Origin of the sequence: Plantibacter sp. 2H11-2 (assembly GCF_050031945.1) — a bacterium.
Taxonomy (GTDB): domain Bacteria; phylum Actinomycetota; class Actinomycetes; order Actinomycetales; family Microbacteriaceae; genus Plantibacter; species Plantibacter auratus.
Genome location: NZ_JBNBBL010000001.1, coordinates 610,368 through 627,536 on the forward strand (window position 1 = coordinate 610,368; position 17,169 = coordinate 627,536).

14 protein-coding genes and 1 riboswitch are annotated in these 17,169 nt (G+C 70.5%); of the genes, 7 read left to right on the forward strand and 7 right to left on the reverse strand.

Going from position 1 to position 17,169, the window contains the following annotated elements:
* Positions 1–27 precede the first annotated feature (27 nt).
* Positions 28–885 (reverse strand): 16S rRNA (cytidine(1402)-2'-O)-methyltransferase, encoded by an 858-nt coding sequence (gene rsmI, locus ACQG07_RS02825; RefSeq protein WP_124768941.1) that lies wholly within the window; start codon positions 883–885, stop codon positions 28–30.
* A 68-nt stretch (positions 886–953) separates the two neighbouring features.
* Here rsmI and ACQG07_RS02830 point away from each other — a divergent pair, with 68 nt between their 5' ends.
* Together ACQG07_RS02830 and ACQG07_RS02835 are read left to right on the forward strand one after the other, a co-directional pair.
* The gene (locus ACQG07_RS02830) at positions 954–2,516 is read left to right on the forward strand and encodes a dolichyl-phosphate-mannose--protein mannosyltransferase (protein ID WP_229938717.1); all 1,563 of its coding nucleotides are present in this window, start codon (positions 954–956) and stop codon (positions 2,514–2,516) included.
* 13 nt (positions 2,517–2,529) lie between these two features.
* Positions 2,530–3,549 carry a YeiH family protein gene (locus ACQG07_RS02835; RefSeq protein WP_426737088.1) on the forward strand — a complete coding sequence of 340 codons (1,020 nt, stop codon included), beginning with the start codon at positions 2,530–2,532 and terminating at the stop codon, positions 3,547–3,549.
* 32 nt (positions 3,550–3,581) lie between these two features.
* On the opposite strand, the gene ACQG07_RS02840 is transcribed toward ACQG07_RS02835, so the two are convergent.
* On the reverse strand, positions 3,582–3,905 hold the full coding sequence (locus ACQG07_RS02840; RefSeq protein WP_079003866.1) for a DMT family transporter: 324 nt from the start codon (positions 3,903–3,905) through the stop codon (positions 3,582–3,584).
* Positions 3,906–3,919: 14 nt separating this feature from the next.
* Positions 3,920–3,983: riboswitch (guanidine-III (ykkC-III) riboswitch) on the reverse strand.
* 108 nt (positions 3,984–4,091) lie between these two features.
* Here ACQG07_RS02840 and ACQG07_RS02845 point away from each other — a divergent pair.
* From ACQG07_RS02845 to ACQG07_RS02855, 3 genes are all read left to right on the forward strand, one after another.
* Positions 4,092–5,381, forward strand: coding sequence for an O-acetylhomoserine aminocarboxypropyltransferase/cysteine synthase family protein (locus ACQG07_RS02845; RefSeq protein ID WP_079705440.1), 1,290 nt, complete (start codon positions 4,092–4,094; stop codon positions 5,379–5,381).
* 151 nt (positions 5,382–5,532) lie between these two features.
* On the forward strand, positions 5,533–6,024 hold the full coding sequence (locus tag ACQG07_RS02850) for a CoA-binding protein (RefSeq protein WP_370282230.1): 492 nt from the start codon (positions 5,533–5,535) through the stop codon (positions 6,022–6,024).
* Positions 6,025–6,086: 62 nt separating this feature from the next.
* Entirely contained in the window at positions 6,087–9,362 is a 3,276-nt protein-coding gene (locus tag ACQG07_RS02855) for a BTAD domain-containing putative transcriptional regulator (protein ID WP_426737089.1), read from the forward strand.
* 24 nt (positions 9,363–9,386) lie between these two features.
* On the opposite strand, the gene ACQG07_RS02860 is transcribed toward ACQG07_RS02855, so the two are convergent.
* Positions 9,387–10,202: an ABC transporter permease gene (locus ACQG07_RS02860; RefSeq protein ID WP_064296503.1), complete on the reverse strand. Its 816-nt coding sequence runs from the start codon at positions 10,200–10,202 to the stop codon at positions 9,387–9,389.
* On the reverse strand, positions 10,199–11,212 hold the full coding sequence (locus ACQG07_RS02865) for an ATP-binding cassette domain-containing protein (protein ID WP_274499608.1): 1,014 nt from the start codon (positions 11,210–11,212) through the stop codon (positions 10,199–10,201). The genes ACQG07_RS02860 and ACQG07_RS02865 overlap by 4 nt, the downstream gene beginning before the upstream one ends.
* A 179-nt stretch (positions 11,213–11,391) precedes the next feature.
* On the opposite strand from ACQG07_RS02865, the gene ACQG07_RS02870 reads away from it, so the two are divergent.
* Positions 11,392–12,765, forward strand: coding sequence for an L-serine ammonia-lyase (locus ACQG07_RS02870; RefSeq protein WP_426737091.1), 1,374 nt, complete (start codon positions 11,392–11,394; stop codon positions 12,763–12,765).
* Positions 12,766–12,837: 72 nt separating this feature from the next.
* Positions 12,838–13,299: a rhodanese-like domain-containing protein gene (locus ACQG07_RS02875; RefSeq protein WP_426737092.1), complete on the forward strand. Its 462-nt coding sequence runs from the start codon at positions 12,838–12,840 to the stop codon at positions 13,297–13,299.
* Between the two features lie 34 nt (positions 13,300–13,333).
* Here the strand turns inward: ACQG07_RS02875 and ACQG07_RS02880 are convergent, their stop codons facing one another.
* From ACQG07_RS02880 to ACQG07_RS02890, 3 genes are all read right to left on the reverse strand, one after another.
* The gene (locus ACQG07_RS02880; RefSeq protein ID WP_426737093.1) at positions 13,334–15,265 is read right to left on the reverse strand and encodes a thioredoxin domain-containing protein; all 1,932 of its coding nucleotides are present in this window, start codon (positions 15,263–15,265) and stop codon (positions 13,334–13,336) included.
* A 21-nt stretch (positions 15,266–15,286) separates the two neighbouring features.
* The gene (locus tag ACQG07_RS02885; RefSeq protein ID WP_426737094.1) at positions 15,287–16,066 is read right to left on the reverse strand and encodes a DUF1684 domain-containing protein; all 780 of its coding nucleotides are present in this window, start codon (positions 16,064–16,066) and stop codon (positions 15,287–15,289) included.
* Positions 16,067–16,198: 132 nt separating this feature from the next.
* Positions 16,199–17,134 (reverse strand): ABC transporter substrate-binding protein, encoded by a 936-nt coding sequence (locus ACQG07_RS02890; protein ID WP_079705431.1) that lies wholly within the window; start codon positions 17,132–17,134, stop codon positions 16,199–16,201.
* Between the last annotated feature and the right edge of the window lie 35 nt (positions 17,135–17,169).

The window sequence follows — 17,169 nt, forward strand, 5'->3', positions numbered from 1 at the left end:
GACGAGCGGGCGTGGCCACCGTGCCTGTTACGGCGCGGGACGCACCTGCGCGTCCGGCGACGCCTTCGGAGGCCGGGCTGCGAGGGCCGCCTGGTACAGGTCGCGCTTCGAGAGGCCGGTGGCCTCGGCGACCTCGTTGGAGGCGTCCTTCAGGCGTGTGCCCGAGGCCACGAGCGCGAGTACCTGCTCGAGCGCGGTGGCCGGATCGGCCTCGACGGCCTCAGCACCGGCGATGACGATGCAGATCTCGCCCTTCACACCGCCGGACGCCCATTCGGCCAGTTCAGCGGCCGTCCCCCGCTTGACCTCCTCGAACAGCTTGGTCAGCTCCCGGCACACTGCCACGCGACGATCGGCTCCGAGCACGGAGGCGATGTCCTCGAGGGAGGAGGCGAGTCGATTGGGCGATTCGAAGAACACCATCGTCCGTGGCTCGGTCGCGAGCGCTCGGAGGCTGCTGCGTCGGTCGCCCGGCTTCCGCGGGAGGAACCCCTCGAAGGTGAAGCGGTCGGTCGCGAGGCCGGACACGGCGAGCGCCGTCACGACCGCCGACGGTCCGGGGATCGCGGTGACCTGGACGTCTGCGGCCGCCGCCGCGTCGACGAGGTGGAAGCCGGGGTCGGACACGGTCGGCATGCCGGCGTCGCTGAGCACGAGGACGTCGGTCTCACGGGCCAGTTCGACGATCTCGGCCGCGCGTTCGCGCTCGTTGTGGTCGTGCATGGCGATGAGCCGCGGCCGCGATTCCACACCGAGGGCGCGCAGCAGGTGGATGGCCGTCCGGGTGTCCTCGGCGACGATGACCTCCGCCGCGGCCAGCGCCTCCCGGAGTCGTGGCGACGCATCGCCGAGGTTGCCGATGGGGGTCGCTCCGAGGATGATCACCGGACCAGTCTCCCATCCGGTCGGGGTGGTTAGATGAGACGGTGTCGGTCGATCTTCTGGAAGCCCCTGTGACGGGATCCCGCCTCGACCGCTGGTGGGAGCGGATGCTCCGCACCGAGCGCCGCCGGAAGCTCTGGATCTGGGGCGGCCCGGCCGCCGTGACGCTCCTCGCGTTCGTGCTGCGGTTCTGGAACCTCGGTCACCCGCACTCGCTCGTCTTCGACGAGACCTTCTACGTGAAGGACTCGTGGTCGCTGTGGCTGAACGGCTACGAGAGCACCTGGCCGGACGGGGCCGACGAGGGCTTCGCGAACGGCGACGCGGGCAGCCCGAGCACGAATCCCTCCTACGTCGTGCACCCACCACTCGGCAAGTGGCTGATCGCGCTCGGCATCGCCGTGTTCGGCATCGACGACAGCACCGGGTGGCGCATCTCCACCGTGATCGCCGGAACGCTCGCGGTCCTGCTCGTCACGCTCATCGCCAAGCGGTTGTTCACCTCGTCGATCCTCGCCGTCCTGGCCGGGTTCCTGTTCGCGATCGACGGGCACGCGATCGTCATGGCCCGGGTCTCGCTGCTCGACAACTTCGTGATGTTCTTCGTGCTCGCGGGATTCGGCGCGATCCTGTTGGACCGGTCGTGGCACGCATCACGCCTGGCGGCGAAGGTCGCGTCCGCCCGGGCGAGGGGCGCCGATCCGGCCTGGGGTCCCGTCCTCTGGTGGCGGCCATGGCTGCTCGCCGCAGGGGTCGCGTTCGGCGCGGCCACCGCGGTCAAGTGGAACGGACTGTACTTCCTCGCCGCGTTCGGCGTGTACGTGATCGTCACGGATCTCCTGCTCCGACGCCGACTGGGCCTCAGCCTGTGGGCGAGCGCGGCGGTCCTCAAGCAGGGCCCCGTGTCCTTCGTGACCCTCGTCCCCGTGGCCGCCGTCGTGTACCTCGCCAGCTGGACCGGGTGGATCAGGACGTCCGGCGGGTACGACCGTCAATGGGCGGACGCGGTGGGCAACGCCTGGACCGGGACCTTCGCGTGGGTCCCCCACTGGTTCCAGAGCCTCCTGCACTACCACCAGAGCGCCTACAGCTTCCACGTCGGCCTCAGCACCCCGCACCCCTACGCCGCGAACCCGCTCGGCTGGCTGCTCATGATCCGGCCGACGAGCATGTACTACCAGTCCCCCGCCACCGGGACCGACGGCTGCGCGTGGGACGCCTGCTCCTCCGCGATCACCTCGATCGGCAACCCGCTCATCTGGTGGGGCGCCGCCGTCGCGCTCGGGTACTGCGTCTACCGGCTCGTCCGCTACCGCGAGTGGCAGGTCGGGCTGATCGTCCTCGGGGTCGCAGCGGGGTACCTGCCCTGGCTGCTCTACCTGAACCGGACGGTGTTCCAGTTCTACACGATCGTCTTCGAGCCGTACCTCATCCTGGCGCTCGTCTTCGCGATCGGGAAGATCCTCGGGTCCCGCGACGACCCGGAGGAACGACGGTTCGCCGGCGTCGGCGTCATCGGGGTGTTCGTGACCATCACGACGCTGTTGAGCATCTTCTGGTATCCGCTCTGGACCGCCATCACCGTGCCCTACTGGTTCTGGCACCTGCACGCCTGGTTGCCGTCATGGGTGTGACGGGAGGACGACGATGAAGACGCTCCCAGGGGTGCTCGTCGCCGGTGCAGCGGCGCTCGCCGCCCTGGGCCTCCACACCCTCCTGCCGGTCGTCCCGCTGCTGACCGCGAGCGTCCTGCTCGGCATGGTGGTGGGCCAGCTCCCCGCGTTCCAGCGGCTCGCGGCGGGCGTCCTGAAGCCGGGACTCGGCATGAGCGCGAAACGGTTCATGCGGATCGGTGTCGTCCTGCTGGGGCTGAAGCTGAGCCTCGTCGACATCGCCGGCCTGGGGTGGGTCACGCTCGCCACCACGGTCGCGATCGTCGTCGTCACCTTCTTCGTCACCCTCTGGCTCGGCCGGAGACTCGGGCTCGCGGGCCCCGAACCGCTCCTCATCGCCACGGGCTTCTCCATCTGCGGCGCCTCCGCCATCGGCGCGATGAGCGGCGTCGTGAAGGCGAAGGACGAGGAGCAGGCGACGCCCGTCGCGCTCGTCACCCTCTGCGGGACCCTCGCGATCTTCGTCCTCCCGGCACTCCGCGGCCCACTCGGGCTCAGTGACGAGCAGTTCGGTCACTGGGTGGGGGCGAGCGTGCACGACGTGGGTCAGGTCGTCGCGACCGCCCAGATCGCCGGCACGAGCGCACTCGCGATCGCCGTCGTCGTCAAGCTGACCCGCGTCGTGCTCCTCGCCCCCATGGTCGCCGCCGCCGCGACGATCGAACGCCGCCGACTCCTGGCGGTGTCGGCCAGCGCCGGTGCCCAGGTCGATGCCGACGGGACCGTGACCGCAGCCCGACCGCCGATCGTCCCGCTGTTCGTCGCGGGCTTCATCGCCGCGGTCCTCGTCCGCACCCTGCTCCCGGTGCCCGAGCTCGTCCTCGACGTCGCCGACGGCGTGCAGACCGCACTGCTGGCGATGGCGCTCTTCGCACTCGGCGCCGCGATCCGCGTCCGCACGCTCGTCACCACCGGGTGGCGCGCGCTCGTCGTCGGGCTCGTCTCCTGGCTCCTCATCGCGGTGCTCGCGCTCGGAGCGGTGCACCTGGCCTGAGGCAGGCAGGCGTGCGTGCCTGGGCAGCGCGGCTAGTGCTCGCCGCCCACGATCTTCAGGCCGATGACGCAGCCGATGAGCCCGAGGATGAGCAGCACTTTGACGACCGACAGCTGCTCGCCGCCGAAGGTCATGGCGTATCCGACGGTGAGCGCTGCGCCGATCCCGACCCAGACCGCGTAGGCGGTGCCCACCGGGATGTCGCGCATGGCCCAGGCGAGGCCGGCCATGCTGAGCACGAGCGCCCCCGCGAACGTCACGGTCGGCCAGAGCTTCGTGAAGCCCTCGGACTTGCCGAGCGCGGTGGCCCAGACGGCTTCCAGGACCCCGGACGCGATGAGTACGATCCAAGACATGACGATCACTCCCAAGTGGTCAGTCTTGTCGCGTTCCGGGTACTGCGCCCTCGTCCGGCAGCCCGATGAGGGCTGTGTCCCACACGATACGCCGACGCCCTGGGCAGGCCCTGTGCAGTGCGGTCGAATGCGACGCAATGTTGCAGCACGGTGAAGCGCTCGACGGTGCTCCGGTAGCGTGAACGCATGGCAGATCGTGAGTATGGCTTCCGCACGCGTGCGATCCACGCGGGCAACATCCCCGACCAGGTGACCGGCGCACGGGCGCTGCCCATCTACCAGTCGAGCGCCTTCGTCTTCGACGACACCGCCGACGCCGCCGCCCGCTTCGCCCTGCAGAAGTACGGGAACATCTACTCCCGCCTCGCCAACCCGACGGTCGCGAGCTTCGAGGAGCGCATCGCCAGCCTCGAGGGCGGCCTCGGTGCCGTCGCGACCGCCTCCGGCCTCGCCGCGCAGTACATCACCTTCGCCTCGCTGGCCGGACAGGGCGACCACATCGTCGCCTCGGCCAACCTCTACGGCGGTTCGATCACCCAGCTCGACGTCACCCTCCGCCGGTTCGGCATCGAGACCACCTTCGTGCAGTCCTCCGACGCCGCCGACTACGCCGCCGCCATCCAGGAGAACACGAAGCTCGTCTTCGCCGAGACGGTCGCGAACCCCTCGGGCGAGATCGCCGACATCGAGGGCCTCGCCGACGTCGCGCACGCACACGGCATTCCGCTCATCATCGACTCGACCATCGCGACGCCCTACCTCAACCGACCGATCGAGTGGGGCGCCGACATCGTCACGCACTCGGCCACCAAGTTCCTCGGCGGCCACGGCACGACCCTCGGTGGCGTCGTCGTCGAAAGCGGGCGCTTCGACTGGAACACCGACAAGTTCCCACTGTTCGGTCAGCCTGTCCCGAGCTACGGCGGCCTGCAGTGGTCGGGCAACTTCGGCGAATACGCCTTCCTCACCCGGCTGCGCGCCGAGCAACTCCGCGACATCGGTCCGGCGCTCGCACCGCACTCGGCATTCCTCCTCGCCCAGGGTGTCGAGACACTGCCGTTCCGGATCCAGGCCCACGTCGACAACGCGCGGATCGTCGCCGAGTGGCTCGACGCCGACCCGCGCATCGCCGCCGTCAACTGGGCCGGACTCCCGGCCCACCCGCACCACGAGCGCGCGAACAAGTACCTGCCGAAGGGACCGGGCTCGGTCTTCAGCTTCGAGGTGAAGGGTGGCCGTCAGGTCGGCCAGAAGCTCATCGAGTCCGTCGACCTCGCGAGCCACCTGGCGAACATCGGCGACGCGAAGACGCTCATCATCCACCCCGCATCGACGACGCACGCGCAGCTGTCCGACCAGCAGCTCGTCGACGCCGGTGTGCTGCCGGGCATCGTCCGGCTGAGCGTCGGTATCGAGGACCCTGACGACATCATCTACGACCTCGACCAGGCGCTCGCCGCAGCGGTGAAGGAGTAGTGTCATGAGCACTTCGACAAGCTCAGTGACCGGTGTGGACGCGACCGTGACCGGTGTGGACGCGACCGTGACCGACCAGGACGCGACCGAGACGGTCCGGCTCACCAACGGTCTCACCTGCTCGCTGCCCGCCGATTCGCCGCTCGCGAAGCTGCTGCGTTCGCAGCGCACGTGGGCGGGCCCCGACGCGAAGGCCCGCCTGAAGCTCCTCCGCGAGGCGAAGTCCGTCGCGATCGTCGGCGCCTCCCCGAACCCGGCGCGTTCCTCGTACTTCGTGGGCACCTACCTGCAGCAGTCGAGCGACTTCACGATCTACTTCGTGAACCCGAACGCCACGGAGATCCTCGGTCAGCCCGCCTACCCCGACCTCGCCTCCCTGCCGGAGGTACCCGACATCGTCGACGTCTTCCGCAAGGCGAGCGACATCCCCCAGGTCATCGACGAGGTCGTCGCCATCGGAGCACCGACCGTCTGGGTGCAGCTCGGCATCTGGAACCAGGAGGCCGCCGAGTACGGCGAGTCGAAGGGTCTGAACGTCGTGATGGACCGCTGCATCAAGGTGGAGCACGCCCGGTTCCACGGTGGCCTCCACCTGCTCGGCTTCGACACCGGGCAGATCACCGCCCGCAAGACCCTGCGCTGACGGCAGTCCGGCTCACGACGACTGGAACAGCTCCGGGATACAGCCCTGGATACACTCGTGACGTGCCTGCGTCGAACCTCCGAGTGACCGTCCTGGGGCCGGTGCTCGTCGAGGGACGCACCGGTCAGCTCGTCGAACCCGGCGGCCGGCTCGCCAAAGCGCTGGTGACGATCCTGGTGCTCGCGGACGGGCGCGCCGTGTCGACGGCCGCCCTCATCGACGAGCTGTGGGACGACGCACCGCCCGCAGGTGCCAAAGCCGCGCTGCAGACCCTGGTCTCACGGGTGCGCGCCGTGTCGGCGCCGGACCTCATCGACTCCTCGGCTGCCGGGTATCGACTGTCGATCGACCAGTCCCTGGTCGACCTCCGCGTCGCCGCGCAGGCCGCCGATGCGGCGTCGACGGCCATCCGCGCCGCCGACCCGCACACCGCGGGCACGCTCGCCCGGGACGCGCTCCTCCTCTGGACCGGTGATCCAGGCGCGGAACTGGACGGCCCGCTCGGCGACGAGCTGGCGCACCGCGCGGCGCGGCTCCGCGACGACCTGCGCCGGGTGCGTGCTCAGAGCCGCCTCGAGCTCGGCGACGGCGCGGCCGTCATCACCGATCTCGAGGCGCTCGTCGCCGCCGATCCACTCGACGACGCCACCCAGCTGATGCTCTTCAACGCCTACGCGCAGAGCGGACGTCGCTCCGACGCGATGCAGCTCTTCGCAGACCACCGTCACCGGCTCCGGGACGAACTCGGTGCCGACCCGACGTCGGCGCTGGTCGCGGCACACGCGGCGCTCCTGCAGGACGCCGTCGAGCCGTCTCCGCCGGCCGCCACTCCCCTGGCCGCCCGGGTCTCCAGCATGGTGCTCGGACTCCGGACGGCGCCGAACGAGCTCCTCGGTCGCGACACCGACCTCGATGCGATCGGCACGCTGGTGTCCGAGGTCCGCCTGACCACGATCCTCGGCCCCGGTGGCCTCGGGAAGACCCGACTCGCCCAGGAGGTCGCCCGGCGTGCCACCACGACCACGCCCGGCGTCGTCGTGGTGGAACTGGCGAGTGTACGGGACCCGGAGGATCTGCCACTCGCGGTCGCGACCGCACTCGGCATCCGCGAGGCCCCGACCCCGCGTCGGCTGAGCGAAGCGATCATGGTGCAACCGGTCGAGCTGCACGAGCGCATCATCGACCGACTCTCGGAGCGGCCGACGCTGCTCGTGATGGACAACTGCGAGCACCTCGTGGATGCGGCGGCGGGCTGGATCGCCGATGCGCTGGCCTGGGCCGGCGACCTCCGCGTCCTCGCGACGAGTCGGAGCCCGTTGTCGATCGCCGCCGAGCACGTCTACCAACTCGACCCGCTGGACGCTGCCGTGGACGGCACCGACCTCGAACACGCGGGCCCTGCGGTGCGGCTGTTCGTCGAGCGTGCGCGCGCCGCCCGTCCGGGACTCCACGTGCCACTCGACGTCGCGGCACGTCTCTGCGCGAGACTCGACGGCCTCCCGCTGGCGATCGAACTCGCGGCGGCGCGCACCAGATCCATGTCGGTCGAGGAGGTGGAGCGACGACTCGGGAACCGCTTCACCCTGCTGACCGCCGGTGATCGCAGTGCGCCTGAGCGCCACCGCACCCTGCTCGCCGTCATCGACTGGAGTTGGAACCTCCTGGGCGAGCACGAACGTGTCGTCCTCCGTCGCATGTCCAGGTTCCCCGACGGCTTCGATCTGGAGGCGGCTGCAGCGCTCGCCCCCGAGGTCGAGGTCGAGGAGGCGCTCGACGCGCTCGTCGGCCAGTCGTTGCTCACCGTGCAGGACGACCTTGTCACCGGGACCGTCCGATTCCGGATGCTCGAGACGGTCCGCGAGTTCGGCGCGATCAAGTCCGCCGAGGCGCACGAGGACGACCTCGTACTCGACCGCACTCGGACGTGGGCGGTCGCACTCGCTGAGACGCTCCTCCCCGCCATGCAGGGACCGCGACAGGTGGCGGCGTTCGCGCGCCTCGCCCTCGAACAGGACACCCTGGTGGACGTGCTCCGCGGGGCCGTCGCCGACGATCGTGCCGACGTCGTCGCCCCGGTCTTCGCAGGACTCGCCCTCTTCTGGACGATCCGCAGCGCGCATCAGGAGGTCCTGGTCTTCGGAACGGCCGTCCTCGACGTGCTCCGCCATCAGGACCCGGAGTCGGTGTCGACCGACACCCCGGCCATCGCCGTCGCCATCATCACCGTGACCTTCCTCGCCACCGATCCCCGGACGTCCGCGCGGGCGATCGGCGTGCTCCGCCGACTCGAACGGGTACGCACGACACAGGATCCACGGATGCGCGCGATGGTGGGCCTGTTGCTGGTCGCGGGTCGCCCCGAACGCGCGGAGGCCCTCCTCCGCGAGTACTCCCGGTCGACCGACCCGCACGTCGCGAACCTCGGGAACCTCATGTCGGCCCAGGCGGCGGAGAACGACGGCGACCCCCGCGCCGCCGAAGCGGCCGCCCTGCGCGCGAACGACCTCTCGCTCACGCTCGGCGACGTCTGGGGCGCCGCCATGAGTGCGCACATGCTCGCCCAACTGCACAGCCAGAACGACGAGCCGGAGGAGGCGCTCGTCTGGGCGGCCCGTGCTGCCGAGGGGCTGACCGCGATCGGTGCCGAGGCGGACCTCCGTCAACTCGAGTGGCTGATCGCGATCGGCGACATCGCCCGCGGCGACCACGCCGCCGCCACCACCGTGCTCGACCGGTTCCTCTCGGACGACGTCTCGTTCTCCGCGTTCGCCCCGCTCCCCGAACGGCGGTCGATCGGCTGGGCCGGTCTCGCCGAGATCGCGCGGGCACAGGGCGACGCCGCACGGGGAGCCGAGCTCTACGGGAAGGCGCTCGTGGCGTTCGCGCCGGGTGAGTCGCGCCGATCGCCGTGGTTCACCCTCGTCGGCTCCGCCGCGATCGCCGCCGCCGTGCTGGACGGTGTCCCGGACGCCACCGAGGTCCAGCGTCTCGCGCGGCGGGTCCGCACCCGCACCATCGCGCTGGGACGCCTCCTCCCGAACCGGTTCGACCGACCGGTGCTGGGTTCCACCGTCATCGCGCTCGGCGCCTGGTACGTCCGCTCGGAGGACGACGAGGTGCGGTTGATCGGCGCAGAGCTCATCGCGCTCGCCAGTGCGCTCGCCTCCCGTCAGGACATCCCCTCGCTCGTCCGCACACCACACGAGGCAGCAGCGGCGGCGCGACTCACGCCGACCGAGCGCGACCGCATCGCCGAGCGGTCCCTCTCCCTGCAGGCGCACGAGAGCGCCGCCAGGGCGTTCGAACTGCTCGGCAGTCCTGCCCTGGCGGCGCGCTGATCGGTCGCTGCGATCGTCTCGTCGTCAGGCGCGGCGCATGTACGCCCGCACGGTGAGCGGTGCGAAGACCGCGACGATGACGGCGGCACCGAGGAGCGCCAGCCAGGCGTCGCCGCCGAAGACACCCGTGTTCGCGAGGTCGCGGACCGCGGTCACGAGGTGCGAGACCGGGTTCACGTCCACGAAGCCCTGGAGGAAGCTCGGCATCGTCTCCGGGTTCACGAAGGCGTTCGACAGGAACGTCAGCGGGAACAGGACGAGGAACGAGATGCCCTGCACGCTGCTCGCGCTCCGGGCGATGACCCCGAAGAACGCGAAGATCCAGCTGATGGCCCAGGCGCAGACGATCACGAGGAGGCCGGCGAGGGCCACGAAGCCGATGCCGCCCTCCGGCCGGTACCCCATGACGAAGCCCATCGCGAAGGTGAGCGTCGTGGCGATCGTGTAGCGCACCGTGTCGGCGAGGAGGGCACCGGCCAACGGTGCGATGCGGGCGATGGGCATCGACTTGAAGCGGTCGAACACGCCCTTGTCCATGTCCTCGCGGAGCTGGATGCCGGTCACGACCGAGGTCGTGATGACGGTCTGGACCAGGATGCCCGGGATGATGATCGGCAGATAGCTCGCGACGTCGCCGGCGATCGCGCCGCCGAAGATGTATGTGAACATCAGCGTGAAGATGATCGGCTGGACCGTCACGTCGATCAGCTGCTCGGGCGTGCGCTTGATCTTGAGCAGTCCGCGGTACGCCATGGTGAAGGAGTTGCGGACCGTCTGCGAGAGGCTGACATGGTTCCGGAGGGACCGGTCTGCGGCCGGGGTGATGGTGATCGTGCTCATGCGTGGACCTGCTCTGCGGTGTCGAGGGAATCGGTGTCGGACGTGGCGTCGGCGTCGTCCGCCTCGACGCCGTGCCCGGTGAGGGTGAGGAAGACCTCGTCGAGCGTCGGCTTCTGGACGCTCATCTCCGCGAGCCGGATCCCGGCTTCCCGGAGCGTGATGAAGAGGTCGGTCACGGCGTCGGGATCGCGCATCGGGGCCGTGATGCGGGTGGCCTCCGGCGAGACAATCGTGTCGACGCCGAGGACGCTCGCGATGACCCGTCGCGCATCCTCCAGGTCGGCGGGGTCCGCGAGCCGCAGCTGCAGCGACGACTCGCCGACGGAGGCCTTCAGCTCGTCGGAGGTGCCCTCGGCGACCACGAGACCGCGGTCGATGACGGCGATCCGGTCGGCGAGCTGGTCCGCCTCGTCGAGGTACTGGGTGGTCAGGAGGACGGTCGAGCCCGTCGCGACCAGGCGTCGGATCGTGTCCCACATCTGCGCGCGCGTCCGCGGGTCGAGGCCCGTGGTCGGCTCGTCGAGGAAGATGAGGGGAGGCTGGGCGATGAGGCTCGCCGCGAGGTCGAGACGACGACGCATGCCGCCGGAGAACTTCTTCAGGGGTCGCGACGCCGCGTCGCTCAGGCCGAACTCCTCGAGGAGTTCCGCGCTCTTGCGCTTCGCCTCCGCGCGGCCGAGTCCGAGCAGTCGCGAGAAGATGACGAGGTTCTCGGTGGCCGAGAGGTTCTCGTCGACGGACGCGAACTGCGCGGTCACGCCGATGAGCTGGCGCACGACCTGCGACTCCCGCTGGATGTCGTGACCGAAGACGGTGGCGGTGCCGGCGTCAGGACGCAGGAGCGTCGCCAGCATGCTGATGGTGGTGGTCTTGCCGGCGCCGTTCGGGCCGAGGACGCCGTAGACGGTGCCGGTGCGGACCGAGAGGTCGACGCCGTCGACCGCCCGGTTGTCGCCGAAGGTCTTCACGAGGCCGTGGGCTTCGATCGCCCAGTCGGAGCTGATGCTCATGCGGATGCCTTTCGAAATCAGGTGTGGGCCGCCGGTGGGCGATCTGGACAACAGTGTGGGCGGGGGCGCTCACGGATCGCTCACCTGCCGCTGACACCCGCTGACGGCCGCTGACACCGCACCCGGCACCGAAGACGCTTAGAGTGAGAGGAGCCAGTCGCACCGAAGGGGGTCGTCCAGTGACCGCATACGTGTCCGCGTTCGACCTCTTCTCCATCGGGATCGGGCCGTCCAGCTCGCACACGGTCGGACCGATGCGGGCGGCCCTGGCCTTCGCCACCGGGCTCGCTGACGACGGCCTGCTCGACCGGGTCGACCGCGTCACGTGCTCGTTGTACGGATCGCTCGGCGCGACCGGCATCGGCCACGGCACCCCCGACGCTGTCGTCGCGGGACTCCAGGGGCTCACTCCCGAAGGGTGCGATCCCACCGAGGTCCGACGGGCCTGGAGCGACCACCCCGACGGCGCTCCGCTCACGCTCGCCGGGACGCGTGCCATCGCGTTCTCGAAGGACGACGTCTCGTTCGTGCCCAGGACGAGGCTGCCTGGCCACCCGAACGCCATGACGCTCCACGCCTGGGATCAGCGGAGCGACCTCCCCGTGCGCTCCGAGACGTACTACTCGGTCGGCGGCGGCTTCATCCGTCGTGACGGCGACGACCCGAGCACGGTGCTGCCGTCGACCCCCGTGCCGATGCCGTTCCGGACCGCTGAGACGCTCATCGGGCTCTGCGACGAGACGGGGCTGCCGATCGACGCGATCGCGAGACGCAACGAGGAGGCCCTGCGGTCGGCGGTCGAGGTCGACGCCGGCCTCGACGCCATCTGGACGGCCATGCACGAGTGCGTGACCGCCGGGCTCGCCGACACCGGCACACTCCCGGGCGGTCTCGGCGTCAAGCGCCGGGCGCGTGCCGTCCGTGAGCGCCTCGACGTGGCCGAGGCCGAGAGCGGGCGCGAGCTCCCCACGGAGTGGCTGCACGCGTTCGCCCTGGCGGTCAACGAGCAGAACGCCTCCGGCGGGCGGGTCGTGACCGCACCCACGAACGGGGCCGCGGGGATCATCCCGGCCGTCGGGAGCTACTACCTGCGGTTCGTGCCGGGCGCCTCGCTCGACGGCATCCGCCGGTACCTGCTCACGGCGACCGCCATCGGCTCGCTCTTCAAGGCCAACGCGTCCATCTCGGGCGCCGAGGGCGGTTGCCAGGCCGAGGTCGGATCGGCTTGCGCCATGGCCGCCGGTGCCCTGTGCGCCGTCCTCGGCGGCACACCGCGTCAGGTCGAGAACGCCGCGGAGATCGCGATGGAGCACCACCTCGGCCTCACGTGCGACCCGGTGGGCGGGCTCGTCCAGGTCCCGTGCATCGAACGCAACGCGATCGCCTCCTCGACGGCCGTCAGCGCCGCACGCCTGTCGTTGCACGGCGACGGGACGCACCTGGTGTCGCTCGACACCGTGATCGAGACCATGCGCCAGACCGGCGTCGACATGTCGACGAAGTACAAGGAGACGAGCGAGGGCGGTCTCGCGGTCAACGTCATCGAGTGCTGAACCGCGGCGTCGTGTGACCGCGTGTTGCCGACCACCGTGGTCATCCGGGCCGCGGCCTCCTACGGTGGGCGCATGACCTCCACGCACGCGCCGTTCCTCGTGGACCCGTTCGTCTCCACCCAGTGGCTCGCGGACCATCTCGGCAGCGAGAGCCTCATCGTCCTCGACGCGAGCGTCGTCGAGCTGCCTGCGCTGGACGGCGGCCCGGTGCGACTGGTGAGCGGCTACGACCTCTACCTCTTCGACGGGCACGTACCCGGCGCCGTGTTCGTCGAGCTGCTGGACGTGCGTCAGGGGCTCGGAGCATCCTCAGCGGACGAGGTCCGCCGCGGCGCGGCGGCCATCGGCGTCACGGAGCAGCACACGGTCGTCCTGTACGACCAGTTGGACGGGCGCTCCGCCGAGCGCCTTCGTGCTGGGCTGACCGGAGCTGGATACAAGCGCGTCGCGCTCCTCGACGGCGGCCTCGGGCGCTGGCGCTCCGAAGCCCGCGAGCTGCGCTTCGGCCGACCGGACGGCACCTTCGGGGCCTGACCCACCCAGGTGTCGGGTCGACGGGCGCGCTGGATCAGCGGGCGTCGAGCTGCGCCACATCCGTCACGGGGAGGCGGCAGACGAAGTCCCGGCAGTGGTAGGCGGTCAACCGGCCGTCCCGACTCGTCCGCTCGGCGAAGACGTCGAACCCGCTCCTCGCCCAGGCCACCGCCTGCCGCTCGGAGACCACCGCCACGACGTCGTCCCGGCGCGTCCTGGCCGCGTCGCGCATCGCCCGATCCGCCGTCGCGCGATCCTCGTCCTCCTCCGGGTCCGCCCGATCCGGTCCGACGACGATCAGTTGCGACGCCGGCCCGGTGAGCGATGCCGCGAGGGCCAGACTCGCGCCGAACGCGGTCGGTGCCGACAGCGCAGCCGACGCGGCGAACCGGACCGCGCTCTCGGCGGCGTCCCGGAACCGGCCGTCGGCCGTCAGCTGGAACAGCAGCAGCGACGCGCGTCCGAGCGACGAGATCCCCGAGGGATACGCGCCCTCCGACGGGTCGCCGTCGATCCGCATGCCCTGGGCCGACAGCACCGGGTCGCCGCCGCCCGGCAGGATGAAGCCGGCCACCGTGGCGGAGGAGGTGTCAGTCACGGTCTCGTCAGTCACGGTCTCATCTGGCAAGCACCGGTCGACGAGGTCGCGGGCGACCTCCGCGTAGCGGACCTCGCCCGTCGCGAGGCCGAGGCGCAGGAGTCCCTCCGCGAGCATCCCGTAGTCCTCGAGGGCCGCAGCCGCACCCGACCGCCGTTCGTCGAGCGAGGCCCGGGCGAGCGTGCCGTCCGAGGCGAGGTGGTTCTCGACCACCGCGTCCGCCGCCCACCTCGCTGATTCGATCCATTCGGGGCGGTCGAAGACCGCCGAGGCCTCCGCCAGCGCGCCGATCGCGAGCCCGTTCCAACCGGTGAGCACCTTGCGGTCCACAGCCGGCGGGGTCAGCGTCGCCCGGCCGTCGGCATCGCGTCGATAGTAGCCACCTTCGGATCCGATGCCGTCGACGACGCTCTCGGAGTCCTGCGCCGACCCGAAGCCGCCGCTCGGCTGCTGCAGCGTGCCGATGAGGAACTCGGCGATCCCGGCGGCGACACTGGCCGCCCACGAGCTCGGGCGCTCGGCCCAGGCCCGCGTGTACGCGGTGAGCAGGAGCGCATTGTCGGTCAGCATGCGTTCGTAGTGCGGCTCGGTCCAGTCCCGATTGACGGCGTATCGGAAGAACCCGCCTTCGACCGGATCCCGGAGCGCTGAGGCCCCCATCGTCCTGAGGGTGCGTTGCGCGAGGTCGACACCGCGGCGGGCGACCTCCCCCTCGCGCGGCGTCAGCAGGAAGTCGAACAGCGGGGCCATCGGGAACTTCGGAGCCGTGCCGAAGCCGCCGAGCTCCTGGTCCTCCAGCGCCTCGACCGCCACGATCGACGCGTCGAGGTCTCCGGGTTCCGGCAGTGGGGCGTCATCCGTGGACGACATCGTCTCGGCGATCGCGCGCGCGAGTCCGTCGGCGCTCGCGACGACCTGCTCCCGTCGCTCGGTCCACGCGACGCGGACGGCCTCGAGCACCTGCGGGAACGAGGGATGCCCGCGGAGCGGGACGGGAGGCGAGTAGGTCCCCGCGTGGAAGACGTGTCCGCGCGGCGTCACGAACACGTTCAGCGGCCAACCCAGGTCGCGGGTGAACGCGCCGGCGGCGGCGAGGTAGCTGGCGTCGACGTCGGGATGTTCCTCGCGGTCGACCTTCACCGCCACGAAGCCGCGTCGGAGGAGCCCGGCGATGTGCTCGTCCGAGAACGACTCGCGTGCCATGACGTGACACCAGTGACACGTCGAGTAGCCGATCGAGACGAGCAGGGGGACGTCACGACGGGCCGCTTCGGCGAAGGCCTCCGGCCCCCAGGGGTACCAGTCGACCGGCTGCTCGGCGTGCGAGCGGAGGTACGGGCTCATCGCCTCGGCGAGCCGGTTCGTCATGCTGGATCCGTGGCCCGGGACCTACTGGCCGAGCGGCAGTCGCTCGCCCGCCGTGATCCGGGTGCGGAGCCGGTTGTTCGGCGCAGGCAGCGGGCACACGTAGTGGTCGCTGAACGCGCACGGAGGCAGGTACGCGCGATTGAAGTCGACGAGGACGTGGCCGTCCGCGGTCGGGGCCGGCATGCTGATGAACCGGAACCGGTAGCTCTCGTCGCCACTCGTGCCGTCGGCGAAGACCGCCCAGAGTCCGTTCGGGCCGCCCGTGACCGTCAGCGAGACCGCTTCATCACCGAGCTCGAACTCGACCCGGCCGACGGGGGTCTCGGTCGTGACGTGGCCGTCGATGGACTCGGTCTCGACCGTGACTCCCGGGGACGGCACGAACCGCGCCGGGCGGATCCAGGCGACGTCGGGGGCGAACGCGCTGATGCCCGCGAGCGAGGTCCGCGTCGGCGCCTCCGGGTCGAGCACGCGGAGGGCGTAGACGCCGTCCCGCTCCATGCCTCGGAGCAACGCGTCGCCGAAGTGCAGTTCGTCACCATGGACCAGCTCGACGCGGTCGGTCATGATCTGCGCGCCACTCGGCGTGGTCAGTCCGGTACCCGTGAGCCGTTCACCGACGATGCCGGTCGCGTCCGCACGCCAGGTGCCCGGCGCGCCCTCGAGGGCGGTCGCCTCCTCGGTCAGCCAGTGGGTGAACCGCAGGGCGGCGATACCGTGGGGTGCTCGGACGGAACGCTCGCGAGCGGTGTGCCAGGCGGTCCAGGACGCGATGAACTCTGCGGGGGTCTCGGAACTCATACCCTGACGCTACCAACTCCTCAGGTGTCGGAGACCCCCTGGACATCCGGCTGCAGCCGGATGCGCTCCCCGCGAACAGCGCGATGGCGCCGCCCGGAGAACCGGACGACGCCATCGACGTGTGGCTGCTGCTCAGCTGAAGAGCTTCTTGTCCTTCAGCCAGTCGGCCGCGAGGGTCTTCGGAGCGGCCTTCTCGTCGCCCTGGTTGCGGGCGTTGAGCTCGATGAGGTCCTCGGTGGTCAGCTCCGCGGACACGGCGTTCAAGACCTCCTTGACCTTGTCGCTGGCCTTGGCCGAGTTGATCAGCGGCAGGACGTTCTGCGGGAGGATCAGGTTCTCCGGGTCCTCGAGCGTGACGAAGTCGTTCTCGGTGATCGACGGGGTCGTGGTGTAGATGTCGGCGAGCTGGACCGTGCCGTCGAGCAGGGCCGCGGTCGTCTGTGCGCCGCCGCCGTCGCTGATCGGGACGAAGGTGAGCTTGTCGGCGGGGACGCCGTACACCTCGGTCAGGCCCTTCGGGCCGTACGGACGCTCGGCCAACTCGGGTGCGCCGCCGATGGCCAGCGGGATGGTGAGGGCCGCGAGGTCGGCGAGGCTCGTGACGTTGTTCGCCTCGCTGAACTCCTTCGTGACGTTGTAGGAGTCCTTGTCCTCCGCCTTGGACTGGTCGAGGACCTCGTAGCCCTTCGGCGTGGCCTCCTGGAGGGCGGAGTAGACCTCGTCGCTCGACGTGGCCGTGGCGGAGTCGTCGAAGAACTGCAGCAAGTTGCCGCTGTAGTCGGGGACGAGGTCGATCGAGCCGTCTTCGAGCGCTGCGATGTAGACGTCGCGCGCGCCGATGTTGAGGGACTCGGCCGTCTTGATGTCGTTGGCCTCGAGCGCCTGGATGTAGATCTGGGCGATGATCTCCGACTCGGGGAATCCGGCGGAGCCGACCGTGATCGTGTCGGATGCCGCGGTCTCCCCGGCGGTCGGGTCGCCTGCGGAGCAGGCGCTGAGCGCGAGGGCCGCGACGGCGGTCGCGGCGATGCCGACGGCGAGGCGTCGACCCTGTCGAACTGTGAACATGGTGTTTCCTATCTGTGATGGGCGAGAACGGTGGT